Below are 19,386 nucleotides of genomic sequence, written 5' to 3'. Positions count from 1 at the left end.
TAACAGTTCTATTTGAAAGCACAAGGAGAGATATGGCCATTATTAAGTTTTACTCTTTTCAATCCTGAGCAACCATATTTTACCCTTCAAACTACTCATTCCCATTAAAACTGCATCATTTTTAACTGAATTTCTTTACAATTAATTGTGAAGTATATTACCGTATATGCTTACTTTTGCACTGTTTTAAAGATCATTTTAACATGGATCGTCTAAATTATATCAATAGCGGCAACGCAGACTACATCAATTCCTTATACGAAGCATACAAACAAGACCCCGAATCGGTAGATTATGGCTGGCAAAAGTTTTTCGAGGGGTTTGAATTTAACATAAATACAAATGCAACAGGCACAGCAGCTTCAACAGCTGCGCCTGGCGTTGATGATAAAACTTACGATCACTTTTTAAAAGAGATCAAGGTGCTTAACATGATAGATGGGTACCGCTCACGCGGCCACCTGTTTGCTAAAACCAACCCGGTACGCGAGCGCCGCCACTATTATCCGGGTAAAGAGCTGGAAACATTTGGCTTAAGCGAGGCCGATCTGGATACCGTTTTTAACTCCGGTGTTGAAGTTGGCCTGGGCGCTGCCAAGCTGAGCGACATCCGCCAGTTATTGGAAGATACTTACTGCCGTGCCATTGGCGCTGAATACCGGTACATCCGCAACCCTATCAAAATCAAATGGTTTGAGGATAGGATGGAAAAAAACCGCAACACGCCATCTTTCACCATCGACGAGAAAAAATCGATGCTGAACAAGCTCAATGAGGCTGTTACTTTCGAAAACTTTTTGGGTACAAAATTCCTGGGTCAAAAACGCTTCTCGCTCGAAGGAGCCGAGGCGCTGATCCCATCCATGGATTCGGTTATTAAAAAGGGCGCCGATTTGGGTATCGAGGAATTCATCATCGGTATGGCCCACCGCGGCCGCTTAAATGTGCTTACCAACATCATGGAGAAAACCTATAAAGAGGTATTCTCGGAGTTTGAAGGCAAAAACTTTGATTCTGAATCTCCTTTTGGTGGGGATGTTAAATACCATTTAGGCTTTTCAACAGACGTAATCACATCAAACGGAAAAAAAGTACACCTGAGCCTTTGCCCCAACCCTTCGCACTTAGAGGCGGTTGACCCGGTTGTGGAAGGTATCACCCGTTCAAAAATCGACTTTAAATACAATGGCGATCATTCAAAAATTGCCCCTATATTAATCCATGGTGATGCATCTGTTGCAGGCCAGGGTATTGTTTACGAAGTTTTACAAATGGAAAAACTGGATGGCTACCGCACCGGCGGCACCATTCACCTGGTTATCAATAACCAGATAGGTTTTACCACCAACTATAAAGACGCCCGTTCAAGTACCTATTGTACCGATGTGGCAAAAACTGTGTTGTCCCCGGTATTCCACGTAAATGGCGATGATGTGGAGGCTTTGGCCTACGTGGTTAACCTTGCCATGGAGTACAGGCAGGTATTTAACGAGGATGTATTTATTGATATCCTATGTTACCGCCGCTATGGTCACAACGAGGCTGATGAACCAAAATTCACCCAGCCATTGTTGTACAAAGCCATAGAGGCGCATGCTAACCCGCTTAAAATTTACAATCAGAAACTGATTGATGAAGGCAGCATTGATGCCAATTACCTGAAGGGCGTAGAGAAGGCGTTTAAGGATGAATTGCAGCAAAAGCTGGATGAATCGAAAGCCGAAGACAGGTTTACCGATACCATTGCCATGTTTGAAGGCGCCTGGAGTGGATTACACCTGGCCAGCCATAAAGAGTTTGTAAAAGCGATTGACACATCGGTACCCGAAGAAGAATTATTAGCGATAGGTAATAAGTTAACCACACTGCCGGCCGACATGGAGTTTTTCAAAAAAATTGAGAAACTGTTTGAAGACCGCAAGATTATGGTGAACCAGACCAAGGTTTTTGACTGGGCCATGGGTGAGCTTTTAGCCTACGGAACCTTATTAAAAGAAGGTTATCCGCTAAGGTTAAGTGGCGAAGATGTTAAGCGTGGTACTTTCTCGCACCGTCATGCGGTATTAACCCTTGCCGATTCGGAAGATGAGTATACGCCATTGGCAACTATCGAAACTGAAGCAAAGCTGAGCATTTATAATTCCCTGCTATCTGAATATGGCGTACTTGGGTTTGAGTATGGTTACGCTTTAGCCAACCCCAACGCCTTAACCATTTGGGAAGCGCAATTTGGCGATTTCTTTAACGGTGCCCAAATTATTGTTGACCAATATATTGCCAGTGCCGAAACAAAATGGCAGCGCGGCAATGGCCTGGTGATGTTGCTGCCGCACGGTTATGAAGGCCAGGGCCCCGAACATTCATCGGCCCGTGTGGAGCGTTTTATGGAGCTTTGTGCCGATGATAATATCCAGGTAGCTAACTGTACTACGCCGGCAAACTTCTTCCATATATTAAGGAGGCAAATGCACCGCGATTTCCGCAAGCCGCTTATCATATTTACACCTAAAAGTTTATTGCGTAGCCCTAAATGTGTATCGCCAATTGAAGATTTTACAAACGGTAAATTCCACGAGCTGATTGACGATGTTTATGCTGATCCTAAAAAGGTAAAACGTGTACTGTTGTGCACCGGTAAAGTTTATTACGATTTGCTGGATAAGCAACTGGCCGATAAACGTAAGGATGTAGCCATAGTACGTGTAGAGCAATTGTACCCAACCCCGGTTACACAAATACTAAAGATAAAAGCCAAATACGAAAAAGCTACCGAGTTTATCTGGGTACAGGAAGAGCCCGAAAATATGGGCGCTTGGCCATACATTTGCCGCAAATTCCACAACGATACGGTAATAAACCTGAATGTGATATCACGTAACGAGGGCAGTAGTACCGCTACCGGTTTTGCCAAACAGCATGCCGCTCAGCAGGCCTACATTGTTTCAAAAGCATTTGAAGCACCTGCCGGTAAAGTGGTAAAAGAAGCAATAAAAAAGACAACCAAAAAAATGGCTGACGCCGGAGCGGATTGAGTTAGGTGATACGTTTTACGTGGTACGTTATACGTGTCCATAAAAAACGTACAACGTTAGCTGACTATGCAAAACGTACAACTTAAAACGTATAACGTACAACCATTAAAAAATATACAATACTAAAATATGAGTTTAGCGATCAAAGTACCTACCGTAGGTGAATCAATAACAGAAGTAACCCTGGCAAGCTGGAAAAAGAAGGATGGCGATCACGTGGAGATGGATGAAGTTATTGCCGAGTTAGAATCGGACAAGGCCACTTTTGAACTTACTGCCGAGCGTGCAGGTACTTTACAAATTGTTGCCAAAGAGGGCGATACTTTAGCCATTGGCGCATTGGTTGCCAATATTGAAGAAGGCGAAGGCGCTGCTGCTCCTGCACCGGCTGCACAACCACAGCCCGAAGTGGTGGCTAACGCACCAGCACCGGCTCCTGTGGCCGCTGCCGCGCCTGTTGCTGCACCGGCCCCTGTGGCAGGTGGTGCTTCTTTAGAAATTAAAGTACCAACCGTAGGCGAATCAATCACCGAGGTTACTTTATCACGCTGGATAAAAAAAGATGGTGATGCCGTTGAAATGGATGAGGCCATTGCCGAACTGGAATCAGATAAAGCCACATTTGAATTAACTGCCGAAAAAGCCGGCGTATTAAAAACTATAGCCAAAGAAGGCGACGTATTGCCAATTGGCGCTGTTGTGTGTACCATTGAAGGTGTAGGTGCTGCTCCTATTGCAGTTACGCCCGCTGTAGTAAGCGCGACCGACGAATCGCCTCGTGGTGGTGCGCCTGTATCAGCCGCCGGAGCCGTTACTTATGCATCAGGTACCCCATCGCCTGCGGCGGCAAAAATATTGGCCGAAAAAGGCGTTGACCCTAAAGCCGTTTCCGGTACAGGTGTTGATGGCCGTATTACCAAAGGTGATGCATTAGGCGCTCAGGCTTCAAGTCCTAAGCCTGTAGCCGAAAGTCCTAAGTCTGCAGCTCCAACTCAAAACTCGGAACCCGCAACTCAAAACTCAAGAAGCGAGAAACGTGAGAAGATGACCTCACTGCGTAAAACTGTTGCCAAACGCTTGGTAGCTGTTAAAAACGAAACAGCCATGCTTACCACTTTTAACGAAGTGGATATGCAGCCTATCATGGAATTGCGCAGCAAGTACAAAGATAAATTTAAAGAGAAACATGGCGTTGGCTTAGGCTTTATGTCGTTTTTTACCAAAGCAGTTACCGAGGCGCTGAAAGACTGGCCGGCTGTAAATGCCCGTATAGAAGGCGAAGAAATTGTATACAGCAACTACGCCGATGTTTCTATCGCCGTATCGGCTCCTAAAGGTTTGGTGGTGCCGGTTATTCGTAATGCCGATAGCCTTAGCCTTGCCGAAATTGAAAAAGCCATTGTAGTATTGGCCGGTAAAGCCCGCGAAAACAAGCTCACCATTTCCGAAATGACCGGTGGTACATTCACCATCACCAACGGCGGTGTATTTGGATCAATGATGTCGACCCCGATATTAAACTCGCCGCAATCGGCTATCCTGGGGATGCACAATATTATTGAGCGCCCTGTTGCCATAAACGGACAAGTGGTTATCCGCCCCATGATGTACCTGGCCCTGTCGTATGATCACCGCATCATCGACGGCCGCGAATCGGTAAGCTTCCTTGTACGTGTAAAACAACTGCTGGAAGATCCTGCAAGATTATTATTAGGCGTTTAATAACGCCACCTGAATATTTGAAAAGCCCGGCGATAACCGGGCTTTTTGCATTGTGAGCTGCTTGCCCTACCGTAGAGGCGCATCACATGCGCCTCTCGCCAGAAGGGCCGGTTTTAGCCGGATAGTGTGTGGACTAACCTAAGTTATACACTCAACATCTCGCCGGTATATGTCACCCTTTCAAGGCGGTCGTGTCATTGGGGCATCATCTTTCTTTTCTATGGTTAACATTACTGTTTTGTTTCAATTATGGGCATAAATTACCGCAACAAATTGAATTGCACCTCATTAAAAATTTTAGGATATGTAATAAAATATGATATTTTTGTGAAAACCTATTCACTATGGAACTTTTCCTGCCCGGTATTCTGCTTTTTTTATTGAAAATATTCTGTTTCACGCTTGGTTATTTAATTGTACGCTTGGGGTACAAACTTATTTCGGCAGGCGTTACAGGCAAGTTTAACTTTACTGCCGATATGAAGGGCACGAAACTGGGGCTCGCCAGTTCGTCGCCCGGCTTGTTGTTTGTATTATTAGGCACATTCCTTATCGGTTACGCCATCAAGGTCGATAAATCGGTTGATTATACTAAAAGCGTTAGTCCTGCCAGTGAGGATGGCGGTGCTGTGATAATTCAAAAAAAAAGTAACGGTAAAATAGATACCACTTACCACTCTGAAAAGAAAGTAAACAACTCATTAAATTAATTATGAAACCAGCCGTAACCGTTATACTATTAATTTTAGGCTCTTCACGGCTATTTGCCCAGGAAGCAGATTACAAAACGTATTTTAAGGACGGGGCTAAATTATACTCGGAAAATAAATACAAGGAAAGTGCCGATAAATTTCAGCAGTCATTTAAACTGCAAAAAAATGCAAAAACCGCCTGGTTTATCGCAGTATGTTACTTTAAAAGGGCGAATTGCGACAGTGCCGTTTCTTATTCAAAATTTGCATTGGACCATCGTAAAGAACTGGACGGCAATGATATTTTGCAATGTGAACAATCGTTAGATAAGTGCGGATACGCAGTGAGTTATAGGCGGCCTGCACAAGGATCGACCTATACCCATGTAAATTTCACGTTATCTACATCTAACCCCCGAACGGACGTTAATTCAAAGGCGATTAATAGCGATGCTGCCCGGCAAAAACAGTTGCTTAAAGGGAATAAAACCAAAGCCGATACAGAAGCTATCATCGTAAAACGAAAGGTAGACACCGTTAGCTGGTAGCCAACTTAATACTATCGCTGTTGACGTGGTGTGCCAATATTTGCGTATTCATCTCCTTAGGGCAACTAATCTACCTTGTGTACACATAGTAGGTCGCTAATGCGCAGATGATTTATGACTTGTTTAGAAAAGAGTTTCAATTTAACTGGGGCGCTGTTAAACTTATACGTTATGCTCATCCATTAAATGTTAAAAATGAAAACAATCACAACTCACTTGCGTCATTCCCCCACACAAGCTTTGGGCCAAATAGGGCAAAACTTTTAGCAATACACCATTACTCTTTTTTAGTGGCGTATTTATCTCCCCATAGCAGGCGGTCGGCCCCCACCTGGTTGGCTGTTACGCCCCTTAAATTGGTAAGCATTTGCAGTGCTACATTTTTATCATACCCGATGTAACGCAGCAGGCCATAAGTTATCATGCCTGTGCGGTGGATACCGGCAGAGCAATGGATGTATATTTTACCGCCACCTTTTAATAACAACTGCAATTGGTTAAATAGCTTTAAAACGTTGGTAGTATCGTATTGTTCATTGGGTTTGGAAGCCGAAAACGGGAACCATAGCCACTCCATCCCGGCTTGTTTGGTTTTTGTTCCAATTTGCACAGCGCCTTCATTTTCATGTAACAGGGTAATTATGGCCGTGGCACCATCGTGTTTTAAGCCATCAAGAGAAATTTTTCCGCCCGGTTTATGGCCTATGGCTAAAAAGCCCCCATCAACAAGTACCCAGTTAATACCTGTTGATGAGGGTTCCGGTTTGATAGCATCGTTAATTAAGCGGATATATGGCCCCAACTCCTTTCCTTTGGAGGGATCGTTTTTTATATCCTCCCTAATGTCGTTAAGCACGGCCACTACTTCGGCCTTGGATTTTTGGCCGGTTTGTATTAAGAAGAGGAGATGGGCAATTTCGTCTTGCATATTTCAGCGCTCAGCAGGATTGCAACCTATCAGAGAGAACTTTTACCAGTTTGCAACGACTACATAAATAAATCAACAGATAAAACCCATCAGTTATTTTTTTTAACCACTGTTCCATTTTTTAAAATAAAATAAAACTCTACTTTGTTAAATGACGATCTGCTAATGAATTTACCGTAGTTTACAACACATGCAACCCAGGTTGACAAATCCGGTAAGGAAAAAATATTGTTATAAGCTTCTCTGATGTTAAACATACCAATTGGAACAGGGTAGGATGGATTATCTTTTACAACAATAACAGCCTCATTTGTGTAAAAACCGGGCCCACCATTCTTTCCAGACGCAGTATCGTATTCTGAACCCTCATAATAGGCAAGTTGCGAAAACTCGATTTTTTGTTTTGATTTTATATTATATAAAAATTTAGTATCTGAACTACTATTTGAAAATGCTAATCTAAAGTCTGTCCCAGCTAAAAACCAATTTCCTGCAATATGCTCTACTTCAACAATATCCTCTCTGTTAAACACCCTTTGGTTTTTAATATTAATAATGTCCCAGGTATAAGTTTCGTAATTAAAAGCTCTACCAACGCTCGATTTGAAATCGTTAGGTCTATTGGTGTACTTTCCGCGGGCGCCATCTTTGTACATAGCCATGCCATAACCTATTGGAAGAGAGTTTGTTGCAGATGAGGAGCTGATGCCTCTCCAGGCCGGGTCTTTTTCTAACACCACCTCACTTTGATTTTGTTCATTGTAAAATACATTATCGATACCCGCAATCATTTTTATTTGCGGACCTGCGGCCATTACCACTTTCTTACCACCTGCAAGGTCTTCTTTAGGTATCGCATATTCAACTTTTGTTGAGCCATTATAAATTTTATTAATTCGCTCGGTGTTTGCTTTATCAGCAGCGTCGTTTTCTGCTTTGCGTGCCGCTTCTTTTTTAGCCATCACTATTCTTTGCACCCTGTCGTTTTCTTTAATCCTGGCTACTTCCTCGGCCTTTGCATCCTTTAAACAAGCCGGGCACATATCTTCGGCAAGGCGCCCGGCATGAACATCTTTCGAGGCGGTTGCAGAGGCCGGCGCAACATAATAACGGCAGCCGGCTTTATAGGTGTGGCTTTGTGCAAAAGCGGCAGAAGCAAAAAAAAGTACTGCTATTGTAAGATATGCTTTCATTCTTTTAATTTAACGTTTTTAAATTAGCCTGCCTAAGGGCGATCTGCCGTTATAGTCATAATCAACACCATCGGGCCTGTTAGATTACCCGTTTGGGCATCTGTGATATCTTGCATATCGATACTTAAGGAATATTTACTAATGCCTTTAAAGTCAGCATGATACCAATCACTCATAAAAGGGTAACTTGTAGGATGTTTGTTTATTATATTAGTAGGATCACCAAATCCTGCTTCAAAAAGCTTTACCGTTTGGAAATAGTTTTGATAAGGGTCCAGAATGCAACTAAAATCAAGCGATTTTACCTTATCGTTGGCATCAAATTTGACTCTGAATAGTTTAATACGAACGGGGATGTGGATATAATTTATCAGATCTGAGTTTGGCACCCTGGTAATCTGGTCATCAAAGTCCATAATCAATTGCATATATTTATCCCCTTTTCTGGTATATCGAACTACATCTAAAATTTCGTTGCCAAAGGATGTAGCATCATTATTTCGATATAACCAGGTTTCGCGTTGGGTCTGTCTGAAGCCATAGGCACCATCTTTATATTTAAACGAGAAATTTTGAATGAAAGATTTCAATAACTTATCATCAGTTTGATAGCTTCTTATTTTTTTCAAAATAATCTCTTCAAACTGGGTTCTCGTCATGTTTATGTTAAATTCCCCCAAATCAAGGTCCAAAATTTTAATTGTCTTATCAAGATCGTGTATTCGCTCGGCGGCATATCCCCTAAAAAGAGAATTTGGGTTATTGCTCAAAAAGGTTGCGTACCCCTGCATGGTATCTTCGGCTTTTGCTTTTTTCCAGTTTGGTTCCAGGGTTTCATCATAATCTGTTGTACCAGTTTTTGCAAACCAGTTCGCCCGTTGAACCAAAGCCATCAATGCCCCAAACAAGGCGTCTCTTTTTCTTATATCATTTAATGGGTAAAAAAATGGTACAGAAGTAGTTTTAACCATCAAGGATGCCTGCTCTCTTACCTGTGTTAATATGGTTGGCTGGGTTAATTTTATCATGGCAATCCCTATGGAACTGTGTGCATCATGTACAAAGGTAATATCAATGGTATTGGCCAGGTCTATACTTTCATAAGCATAGGTAAGGACATTCTCTAATTCAAATACCTTGTGAAACTTTTGGTCGTTAAAAGTATAGGTAAAGCTTTGTGGGGGAACAGTTACGTTAGCTACGTAGCTAACAGCCGGGCTATGTACGTAATAGTTACCTACGGCAGACGCCTGGACAGCATTGATCACATTACACAAACTATCGTTTATGCTGAAGCCGGTTCGGTACTTTTGCGCATTGGCAGAAATAAATAATAATAAAACTGTAATTGTTAACAAATATCTTTTCATCATATTGAATAGGCGTGGCCTAATTTGATTATTCGCTTACTTTAATATAAGTATATAAAGCTATGTTTTTAGGGCGGGTTTCGCCGCCAACACCAGATATACTATAGTCTTTCTGCGCTGAAGCCACGTACCTGTCTTTTTCAAACTTAGGATCTTTTTTTAAACCCTCTTCTGTCCAGCGTCGTTCAGCGTTATCAGGGTAGCCATAACCGCCCATATAACCAGCCTCCCCTGTCCATCCGTGACTATGCGGCCCAACAATATCATTCTGATATCTGCCCACAATTCGCTCACCGTCCGGATCTCCTGTTAACGAAGGTCGTTTGTTGTTTATACCACGAATAAAAACACCCCTTGCATCTGGCAAAATAGTATATCCATCAACAACCTGGAGAACATTAATCACATTATGTGTATCCAACAGCTTATATAATTGGGTATTTTTATCTAATGGCTTGCCATCAAGAAGCACCCATTTACCTGTATGCGTTTTAGCAAAGAGGTCGCTGTCCAGTATTGAATATACAACGTCGCCAACGCCCCACGGTTGCGTGGCCTGTGTTTCTTTATTAGTAAAGGCAACAATTGTTACTATGAGCAATATTCCTAAATAAAGTAGAGGGTTTTTAAGAATTTTCATTTGGAGTGATTTTGGTATTAGTTTTTATAAATATTTGAATAGATGGCGTCGCTTAAGCCTTTTACATTTTTTGTTTTCTTAATAAAATCATATTCGATAAGCCTATTGGTTAATTTAACTTTTGTATCAAGCAAATCATACACATCCGAAGGGTAAACCATATCGTTGTTAAAAATTGTAAGCGGAGTTTGAACCGGAAGATTGATTTCCGATTTGCCAGGAATTGACAGTTTTAAAAAAAGCCTTTTTTGATCACCAACAAAAAGTAATCCATTGGGAATATGTAAAAAGTCGTTTAGTTTTCTGAGGCTTTCGTTGTTGGCACTATTACTATAAACATTATTAAATAAATTAAAAAGTGTTTGGTTACCACCAAATGCGTTGTGAAGAATATAAGTTGATAAATTGGACTGGAAGTAATAATTGTTTTTTTCGTTTAAAACTTTTACAATATTCTTTTGAGTATCTTCATCAACAGGCATCCCTCTTACCAAATACTGATAAAACAACTCCATGTTGGGGCCACCATTTAATATATTTTGCTGAATCAGCGCTGTATTACAAAAGAAAAGCATGTTTTTGAACCGCAGTTGCGCACTTTCATTTTTTGCATTAATTATTTTCGAAAACTCCTGGTAGGGCAATGTTTTAAAATTGCTCCCGGCCTCGCCAAAATATAAATAGGGCTCCAATGCCAAAAGCAGTTCTGTAAGCCGTGTAATTTCTTTTGGCTGTAACAAATCGTCCAAATCAATTTTTGTCAGAGCAGGTCTTTCTTTTTTCGCGAATTTCGATGACATAAATTCATTATAAATATCATTTGAACTTCCGCATTTTGCCGCCAATAGCGTAAGTGAAGAATAAAACAGGCTTGCATTGTCGCTATTGCTATTCCTGAGTGTTTTTAAAATTTCCAGTTGAGGGTTATATAAGTCAAGCTGTATATGCGAGCCCTTATCGGTTGTGTTATAATGTAAAAAAGGTTTGCTGGCAATATTTGTATCAATTGTATTATTATAAATGGCATTTAAAACGGTAAATAGCCTGTCAATTCCTAGCCAATTATTACGTAGCCCACTTAACGATCTGCAGGTGTCGGTTTTTCTTTTTATTTCGATCGGAAAGTCTTGATTTATCCCATTTATATTATTAGCCGTTAACAGGTGGATTTGGTAATCGGCTTTTTTTTCTATTTTATCTAACTGCCTCTGTATCTGTGTTAATTGATCGGTGGTTTCTTCATGAAGGGCAATTTGCATATCCATCATCCTGGAAAGCTTAATAGACAATGTATCTATTTTTTTATCAATAACATTCAATTTTATATTTACGGCAGCAAATTGCTCCATAAGTGCCTTAAACTCAGGATTGGGTTGTGCTTTCTTTTTTCCAAAAACCTCGAAGCCCATGTTTATACCCTCTATTCCTGCCAAAACATCGCCGGTTTCATATGCCTTTGCAATTTTTGCAGTTGCAGAAAGCGCCTTGATAATTTTGCCCATATGGTCTGCATCAGCGTCACTTAAACCTATATTATTAGCTAATTCCACCGTTTGGTTTCCTATCGCAAAATATCGTTCCGCAGATTCAATTTTGTCAATCCGTTTCAGGCGGTGTTTTTCTTTTTCAAGGTCTGCAACCTTCACTGCTCCAGTTTCTAATAACTGTAACTTACCCTTTACATCAACGTTATTGTACAGTACTCCCGCAATTACATTGGTTTTATAAACGTTTTCGTCAATCAACCTTCTGTTTTTTTCAGTCTTAACATTTAAGTCGATTGTAGCCTTTTTGCTTTCCTCAACATCATTTACAACAGACGCCAGCTTTACTGAAAGCCGTTTAATATCATTTTTATTCTGAGTTATCTCGTTTGTATTTTTGACAACCTCAGCTTTCATCTCGTTGATATCCTTATAAACGTTTTTATAATTGTTAATAACGTTGCTTTGCAAATTGTCAAATGATTTTTGGTATTCCACTAATTTCTGCCAGTGATTTTTCTCCAGTTTTGCAAAAGCCAGCTTGTTCTCTGTTTTTAAATCTCCTTTAATTTTACTGAGTTTTTCATCAAAAGAAATACTTCCGTTTTGGTGGCCCGATAGCTTGCCTTTCACTATCGTTTGAAGATCATCAAACCGTTTTTCGTTTACAGCTATGTAATCCAACAAAAAAGCATCGATCTTTTTTCCGACTATTGGATAGTTTTCAGAGCTTACGAGATCGGATTTTACAAATTTGCTGAAATGTTGGCTTACGTCGGTTGCAGTAGCATCGGGCTTGCTTTGCAAATAAGCTGAAGTATACTCGGAGAATGTTTTTTCTATTGTAGTTTGAAACTGCTGTTTATCCTGGTTATTTGCATGCTCAGTCCACTCGTTCGCTGTAAACTCAAATAATGCTTCTATTGGGTTAACGTCTTTTAAGGCAGGGATATACTTCGAAATTAAATTATTCCCATAACTCAAAGTACTGCTTAATGCCTTTGTTTTGGTATTGGCAAAAGTGTATTGCCTTTGCGCTTCCATTAGTTTTTCATTGGCTTTTAACGCCAGATCATAGGAATTGGGTATTGGGCCAACATGCGGTTCAATACGTATATCATTCTTTAGGTAAACCGCTAACGACGGAGGCATTAAATCCTGCGGCTTTTGAGCAAATGCTATGCAAGGGAACAAAAAGGTAATCCAACAAAAGCGTTTAATCAACATGTCGACCGATAGGGGAGATGATAAACAGCTTATCAAAAATCCAACAGTCTTTTTAATACCATTCATTGTGTTATTTTATATTGAAATTTTGAGACGGTGTTCAGGTTGGTAACAAAGATTCTGATTGGCAAAGCGGCAATCATTATAAATACTACTTTAATTATCAATAAGGTTTTTGCTGCTAAATAATGCAAAATAAACAGCTAAAAAAATCCCCGGAAGCGGGGATTTTTTAGAGAAGAACTGAGTGTAATTGTGCCGTAATTTATTTACATTAGCTATGCCCTAATTATGATGATAAAAAACGACATTGCCGGAATAATAGCCCGGAATATTGCCGAAGTAGCTTTAATTACCGATAAACTGCCTGGTGTAGTTGTAATTCCTGATCTGCGCGATTGGTCGGTAGCCTGGATGTCGGCACGGGGACTCAATCACCTTTCCACATTGTATTCCCCTTTCCCACAAATATGAGTACCGTTACCGATTTAGAAAATAAAATTCGCGACAGGATTGAACAGATAAACGCTGTTGCCAATTTATTACCTGGTGTTATTATTATTCACCGTATGCCTGGCTTTTCGTTGGAATATATGTCGCCAAACGGCCTGGCCCAGTTGGGTATTAGCCTGGAAGCGTTTAGAAGCTACACGTTACTGGAATATACCCAAAAGTATTTCAACCTGGAAGATGCAGAGGATTATGCCCCCAAATTGCATGCGATGATAGATAACAATACCGATGAGAATGTTACTTTTTTTCAGCAGGTAAAAATAAACGGCAGCGATGACTGGGTCTGGCATATGAGCATCGTGAAGATTTTATTGCGTGATGATGAAGGCCTTCCGCTGCTAATCATTAATATGGCCTATAAGGTGGATCCGATGCAACACATTACCAAAAAAGTTGACCGGATTTTAAAAGAAAACGAATTTTTGCGCAAAAACCTGAACCGGTTTTCGCAACTTACCAAACAGGAGTGTGTTGTTTTAAAGTTGCTGGCATTAGGGGAAAGCTCGGCCGAAACAGCAGAAAAACTGTTTATAGCCGAGGGAACGGTAGAAACACATCGTAAAAATATCAGGAGAAAATTAGGTACAAGCGCCTATTATGAATTATGTGAGTACGCAAGAGCCTTTGATTTAATATAGCTGCCTGAGATTTTTGTAAAGTCGCATCACATGGGCTTCCCGCCAAAGGGGGCAATTTCAGCCGGATACCGTTTAAACTATATATTCGGCGCTTTACCGGGCAGATGTCATCCTGTTTAGGGCTATTGCATCCATCACAACACAGGGCAGCGCCCTGTGTTGACGTATTAGTTCCTTTCAGGGCCGGCAGCTTACCTCTTCAGGAAAAGCATCTTCCCAATTAAACAAAACGCCAACTGCTTTGGCCCCTGCTGCTTTATAATATACATCTAACGCCAAAATCATTTGTTTCATCCCTTAGGTTGGGCCCCCACCATGCTCATCTGTTAAGTTTCCGTTTTCATCCCAATTTCTCGCAGGAAAACTAATAAACTCTTCAAGCCCCTGTTTCCTGCGCAGCAGAAAAGAGGGATGCCGCCCCGATAAAATCGGGCTCGGCAAGGTGAGTCTTCGCCGCCATACCATTTACATCATTCCCCAATCTCCGCCAAAAATACAAACTACTTTGTATTGTGTACCCTATCGTCACGCCGTAAAATTGTATCAACAAACAACCAAAACCACTATGATGAAAATATATTTATTTAGCCCTTAACCGCGCCGGTGAACTGCTTACCCAATCGCTCCCTACACCCCTTTTTAAAAACCCAGTTAACCTTAAAAAATGGAATACCTGATAGCTACAATTGTAATTATGCTGTTTTGCATAACAGCGCTTGCGCAGGAAAAATCGCCGGAAAGCGCAATAATAATATCAAGGGATAAACCTAAGCCCTTAAAAACAGAAAAGGCGAACGCAAAACAAATGACAAGGCACATTTGCACCCCGGCCTTTACAAATTTGCCTCAGTTTACCGGGCTGCTTTGTTTGCATGCATCCCCAACAAACGGAGACGGGGCGTTAAGCCTGTATTTACCGGCCAGGTATGGCCATGTAACGGTATCACAACCGGCGTGGGCGTATCGTTACCAGCTGCCATCAGCCGTTGGTAACGCAACCGAAACAGGAGGATATATGGCTATATTGCCGCAGTTTAAGCCTGCTAAATTTATTTGGCAAAGCATATTGTTTTGTCATAAAAAAATTACAACTTAGCTAAAGCGATAAACCAGCCTGTTGCCAATTATCAGGCGCTACAATTATCAACCTACTTATTACTTAACCTAATTTCCATCACCATGATTTGTAAATTACGGCTGCCATTCCTGTATTGTGCGGTAATAGCGCTTTGCCTGTTAGCTCAATCAGCATTTAGCCAAAACTCATTCGAAAGAGAATTAAAGCAACAAATTGATTCGTTTTTAGCGGTGAAACCCAATGTAGATGTCACGCAGGAAATACCGCAGGTGGGCCAGCGCGAACTTTATCCCAGCGATGCACCGTCGGCCCTTTTAACGCCCACCGGTTTTGGAGGCTACGGGATGTATATATTCGGAGGCCTGGGCGGCGCTTACCCCGAAGTGTATAAGAACAATAAAGCCGATTTAATTGCCTCGGTGGGCGCCTGCGTAGGCGACCCCATTGAAGCCGTAAACTTTGCCGCCAGTTTGAATATGACCGATGTGCACAAGTTCAGGGATTTTTCCGGGAATTTTATCTTGAGCCGCAAATTGTTTACAGGTACAAGTATCGCTGCAGGTGCGCTTCAAATGTTTGCCAACAACAACCAATCGGACGCACCCGGATCAACCTTTTTTATGGCGATAAGCCACGCGGTACAAACCCTGCCATCGCTAACGCCCGGTAGTTCGCGGCTTAGCTATACCATTGGCTTGGGCAGCGGCCGGTTTTACGAAAAAAGCCCCAAAGATATAGCTGCCGGCAAAGGTAAACACGGTACTGCCGTATTTGGCAGCGTATCATTTGAAGTTATACGCCACCTAACCTTAAACACCGAATGGACGGGTATGAACCTGGGGCTATCGGTAGGTATAAGGCCATTTAAATCGCCCATTAGCCTGGGCATTGGTGTGGCCAACTTAACCAAATACTCGTCAGACAGGGCCAACATGGTTTTTTCGATTGGATTACCACTTTCACTTACCCGATTAATGACTAAATAATTTACATTATGAAAAAGATAATTATCACATCAATGTTTGCCGTGGCAACATTAGTGGCAGGTGTAAAACATGCCAAAGCGCAAAGCAACCGCTCGGATTGGAACGTACCACCGCCGATACCGCCTGTACCACCTATACCACCAGTACCGCCCATACCACCGGTACCACCCATACCGCCGGTGCCGCCGATACCGCCTGTACCGCCCATACCACCAGTGCCGCCAATAACGCCGCCGCCGCCAATAACGCAACCGCCGCCGATAACGCCGCCGCCGCCAATAACACCGCCACCGCCGATAACGCCGCCGCCGCCGATAACACCGCCGCCGCCAATAACGCCGCCGCCGCCGATAACGCCGCCGCCGCCAATACCGCCGGTGCCGCCAATTATACCGCCGCCGCCGATAGTACCGCCGCCGCCGATACCAACACCGCCGCCAATACCCGGTTTAAAACCGTTGCATTAATGGTAAATGGTTCGTGGTTATTTGTTCATGGTTCATAGATCATGGTTCATGGCCTTTTAAATTCTGCAGAGCAGGTTTGGGACAATTTTTCCCGCTATGAACCATGAACTATGATTTGAATAAGCTACGAACAAAAACTATGAACCATGACCTATTAACCATGAACAAGCCATGAACAAAATTATAAACTACGGCCTCAATCATCAAAAAGATAAAATGACAACACATATAAAAAAACTAAAAGCAATTTTAACACTATCCCTTGTAGTGATAGCCGAAATATGCTTTGCGCAAACGGCACCCCGCAAGCTTGATATGAAAAAAGCAACCGAATTGCCGGCAAGTGCCCTGTTGAATACTACGGTGATTACACCTTTAATACTGCCGGCTACAACTGCCGATGGGCATCGCCAGCTTGCGTTCAAAAAAGGCGATGGATATCAAAAAACTACCGTTGTAAATTCAAACACCGTTTTGCAGCGGTACGATCAAAAGTTTAGTATCAGCAGCAACTCATCGGTAACAAAAAACTACAACGTAACCGATGCTACAAAATCGGGTTTCGCGGTTGCAGTTACTACCAAACGTATTACCGACACCTTGTTTGCTATGGGCAAATCGATGGCCTATAATTCCGATCAGCCATCAGATACCAGTTCGTATATTCAAAAACGGCTTACCGCTATGGTTGGGCAAACAACCAATGTTAGCCTGGGCACCCGCGATACTATTTTTGATATTAAAGGTGGCGGTAGCCAGGCCGTTAATGATACGCTATTTGCATTTACAGGTTTACAAAACGATCAACTGGTTAAAGGCAGCTCTTTAGGGTTGACGGTAGATTACGCAGCCTTTCAAACCATGAAAAAAGGGTACACCTGGGTAGATACTACCACCAGTGCCGGCGCTACCGTTAAAAATACCTTTTGGATAGAGTCAAAAACCGACAAAACCACTACTATCGCCTTTGAAAGTGCACAGCGCCAAACATACTCAAACAGTAATACCAACGGGGTTTATGTAATTGACAATACTACAGGTGTTGTTTTGGTACGCCAGATGCGAAGTGTTACCACGGGTTACCAAATGTTAAACAACGTGGTATACGCAGCTTCCAGAAGCACCGCCTTTACCGAAAGTTGTTATAAAATACAATAGTCCCCAGCCTCCAGAACAGGCAGCTTTTGAATTCCAGTTTGCATTTCAGTGCCTGGGATAATAAAAAAGCCCGGTTATCAAAAGACGATAGCCGGGCTTTTTGTTATTAATTTTGGTGATGAAACGGTTGGTTATGTTCAATAATTATCAGCAGTTAAAAGGATACTTCTTAAAGTTGCAAAAAGTATCATTTTTGTTGAAATCAGTATGTCTTTTTTGGTCGATTAGTAGCAATTAATTACTCAAAAATCACAGTTTTTTACGTGGTTTTGGCATAAAAATGCTGTTTTAAGAAGTTTTTACGGCAATTAATGTAAAATTTTCTTCCGCTCTTTACTTGCCGGGTTTAGGTAACCATTGTCGGCCAGCCAATCGGCCAAACGTTGTGGCCAGGTGCTGATACTTTGTAATTTCGAACGTTTGCCCATGTTAAAACCGTGGGCTCCCTGGGCATACAAATGCACTTCGATGGGGACCTTAGCCTCGCGATACTTTTGCATCAAACTTACTACCGGTACCGCGCAACATGGGTCGTCATTGGCAGCTAATAAAAAGGCCGGTGGCGCATTGGCCGGTACCACATCCGGAATGTATAAAGGGCCGGGATAAATCTGTATGATAAACTTAGGAGCAGCACTCTGCCTGTCGACAGGATCGGCGGCCTTAGCATCGCCTTTGCCATCGCCCAAAGCAACCATGTCAACAACCTCGCCGCCTGCCGAGAAGCCCATCAGGCCTATCCTGTTGGTATCCAGGCCATATTCGGCCGCCTTACTGCGTACAAGGCGCATTGCCCGATAGCCATCCTGCCTGGCGTGCACGTCAATTTTATAAGGCGATAAGGTATCACGGCCTAAACGGTACTTCAGCACAAATACAGTAACACCTAACTCATTAAGATACCTGGCCGGTTCAATACCCTCGGCGGTATAAACTAACAACCGGTGACCGCCACCTGGGCATATCACCACAGCCGCGCCGTTGGCTTTACCTGCCGGGGGAGTGAAAACCGTAAGCGAGGGATTGTGGATGTTTTTTACCCAGTAATCCTTTGCCAGCTCGGGCTCATTTCGCCTGTTTTCGAACCCAGGTGCGCCATTTGGCCAAAGTGGTATAACAGCGGGGTTTTCTTGCGCAAACGCTGCAAACCAAGTAATTAAAAGTGCCAGCGTTAGGTAAATGCCGGTTGTTGTGCTCTTGTTCATGATTAATAATTAAGGGTTCATAGTCGGAAAGTCATATTTCCAATTAAGCGTCTGTTCAATAAACTTTTATCTAAAATAATGGTTATTATTGATAATAATAGCTAATAACTATTAGCTGTCAGCAATGAACTAAATAGCAAAAATTATGGCAAATTTCCAGGATATAATAGCTTCAGAAATTCCGGTATTGGTCGATTTTTCGGCCGAGTGGTGCGGCCCCTGTAAAATGATGCCGCCTATACTAAAGGATGTAAAACATGCCCTTGGCGATAAAGTAAAAATCATCAAGATTGATATCGATAAAAACCCGCAGGCGGCAAGCGCATACCGTGTACAAAGTGTACCAACGCTCATGATATTTCAAAAAGGGCAAACCAAATGGCGGCAGGCCGGTGTTGTACAGGCAAGAGAGCTACAGCGTACGGTGGAGATGTTTATATAAAAGCCCCTCTAAATCTCCCCCTGAAGGGGAGACTTTTATACGTTTAGGGCAAATAAAACCGTT

At 42.3% G+C, this 19,386-nt stretch carries 17 protein-coding genes; 11 read left to right on the top strand and 6 right to left on the bottom strand.

Going from position 1 to position 19,386, the window contains the following annotated elements; translation table 11 throughout:
• Nucleotides 1–203 precede the first annotated feature (203 nt).
• The 4 genes from FSB76_RS07875 to FSB76_RS07860 all read left to right on the top strand — a co-directional run bounded on the left by FSB76_RS07875 (nt 204) and on the right by FSB76_RS07860 (nt 5,994).
• Entirely contained in the window at nt 204–3,032 is a 2,829-nt protein-coding gene (locus FSB76_RS07875; RefSeq protein WP_147053054.1) for a 2-oxoglutarate dehydrogenase E1 component, read from the top strand.
• 129 nt (nt 3,033–3,161) lie between these two features.
• Entirely contained in the window at nt 3,162–4,754 is a 1,593-nt protein-coding gene (gene odhB, locus FSB76_RS07870) for a 2-oxoglutarate dehydrogenase complex dihydrolipoyllysine-residue succinyltransferase (protein WP_147053053.1), read from the top strand.
• Nucleotides 4,755–5,098: 344 nt separating this feature from the next.
• Complete coding sequence (locus FSB76_RS07865) at nt 5,099–5,464, top strand: hypothetical protein (protein WP_147053052.1); 366 nt, start codon at nt 5,099–5,101, stop codon at nt 5,462–5,464.
• Nucleotides 5,465–5,466: 2 nt separating this feature from the next.
• A complete protein-coding gene (locus FSB76_RS07860) occupies nt 5,467–5,994 on the top strand; it encodes a hypothetical protein (protein WP_147053051.1) in 528 nt (175 codons plus the stop codon).
• Between the two features lie 277 nt (nt 5,995–6,271).
• Here the strand turns inward: FSB76_RS07860 and FSB76_RS07855 are convergent, their stop codons facing one another.
• From FSB76_RS07855 to FSB76_RS07835, 5 genes are all read right to left on the bottom strand, one after another.
• A complete protein-coding gene (locus FSB76_RS07855) occupies nt 6,272–6,922 on the bottom strand; it encodes a protein-tyrosine phosphatase family protein (protein ID WP_147053050.1) in 651 nt (216 codons plus the stop codon).
• A gap of 89 nt (nt 6,923–7,011) precedes the next feature.
• The gene (locus tag FSB76_RS07850; RefSeq protein WP_147053049.1) at nt 7,012–7,884 is read right to left on the bottom strand and encodes a hypothetical protein; all 873 of its coding nucleotides are present in this window, start codon (nt 7,882–7,884) and stop codon (nt 7,012–7,014) included.
• A 263-nt stretch (nt 7,885–8,147) separates the two neighbouring features.
• Entirely contained in the window at nt 8,148–9,488 is a 1,341-nt protein-coding gene (locus FSB76_RS07845; protein ID WP_147053048.1) for a hypothetical protein, read from the bottom strand.
• A 25-nt stretch (nt 9,489–9,513) separates the two neighbouring features.
• On the bottom strand, nt 9,514–10,125 hold the full coding sequence (locus FSB76_RS07840) for a hypothetical protein (protein ID WP_147053047.1): 612 nt from the start codon (nt 10,123–10,125) through the stop codon (nt 9,514–9,516).
• A gap of 17 nt (nt 10,126–10,142) precedes the next feature.
• Nucleotides 10,143–12,902, bottom strand: coding sequence for a hypothetical protein (locus FSB76_RS07835; RefSeq protein ID WP_147053046.1), 2,760 nt, complete (start codon nt 12,900–12,902; stop codon nt 10,143–10,145).
• 225 nt (nt 12,903–13,127) lie between these two features.
• On the opposite strand from FSB76_RS07835, the gene FSB76_RS07830 reads away from it, so the two are divergent.
• The 6 genes from FSB76_RS07830 (at nt 13,128) to FSB76_RS07805 (ending at nt 17,676) form a co-directional block, all read left to right on the top strand.
• Nucleotides 13,128–13,310 carry a hypothetical protein gene (locus FSB76_RS07830; RefSeq protein ID WP_147053045.1) on the top strand — a complete coding sequence of 61 codons (183 nt, stop codon included), beginning with the start codon at nt 13,128–13,130 and terminating at the stop codon, nt 13,308–13,310.
• Nucleotides 13,307–13,987 (top strand): helix-turn-helix transcriptional regulator, encoded by a 681-nt coding sequence (locus FSB76_RS07825; RefSeq protein ID WP_225976445.1) that lies wholly within the window; start codon nt 13,307–13,309, stop codon nt 13,985–13,987. Before FSB76_RS07830 ends, FSB76_RS07825 begins: the two co-directional genes overlap by 4 nt.
• A gap of 664 nt (nt 13,988–14,651) precedes the next feature.
• On the top strand, nt 14,652–15,083 hold the full coding sequence (locus tag FSB76_RS07820) for a hypothetical protein (RefSeq protein WP_147053044.1): 432 nt from the start codon (nt 14,652–14,654) through the stop codon (nt 15,081–15,083).
• A gap of 83 nt (nt 15,084–15,166) precedes the next feature.
• Complete coding sequence (locus tag FSB76_RS07815; protein WP_147053043.1) at nt 15,167–16,051, top strand: hypothetical protein; 885 nt, start codon at nt 15,167–15,169, stop codon at nt 16,049–16,051.
• Between the two features lie 97 nt (nt 16,052–16,148).
• Nucleotides 16,149–16,556: a hypothetical protein gene (locus tag FSB76_RS07810; RefSeq protein WP_158642860.1), complete on the top strand. Its 408-nt coding sequence runs from the start codon at nt 16,149–16,151 to the stop codon at nt 16,554–16,556.
• Between the two features lie 133 nt (nt 16,557–16,689).
• Nucleotides 16,690–17,676, top strand: a complete 987-nt coding sequence (locus tag FSB76_RS07805; protein WP_147053042.1) for a hypothetical protein — start codon at nt 16,690–16,692, stop codon at nt 17,674–17,676.
• 308 nt (nt 17,677–17,984) lie between these two features.
• Here FSB76_RS07805 and FSB76_RS07800 read toward each other — a convergent pair whose 3' ends face one another.
• Complete coding sequence (locus FSB76_RS07800; RefSeq protein ID WP_147053041.1) at nt 17,985–18,881, bottom strand: alpha/beta hydrolase; 897 nt, start codon at nt 18,879–18,881, stop codon at nt 17,985–17,987.
• Nucleotides 18,882–19,026: 145 nt separating this feature from the next.
• On the opposite strand from FSB76_RS07800, the gene trxA reads away from it, so the two are divergent.
• Nucleotides 19,027–19,323, top strand: a complete 297-nt coding sequence (gene trxA, locus FSB76_RS07795) for a thioredoxin (RefSeq protein ID WP_090652262.1) — start codon at nt 19,027–19,029, stop codon at nt 19,321–19,323.
• Nucleotides 19,324–19,386 lie beyond the last annotated feature (63 nt).

The organism is Mucilaginibacter ginsenosidivorax (assembly GCF_007971525.1).
GTDB classification, from domain to species: domain Bacteria; phylum Bacteroidota; class Bacteroidia; order Sphingobacteriales; family Sphingobacteriaceae; genus Mucilaginibacter; species Mucilaginibacter ginsenosidivorax.
The sequence above is the reverse complement of the archived record's forward strand: the minus strand, read 5'-3'. Positions and strand labels throughout refer to the sequence as shown.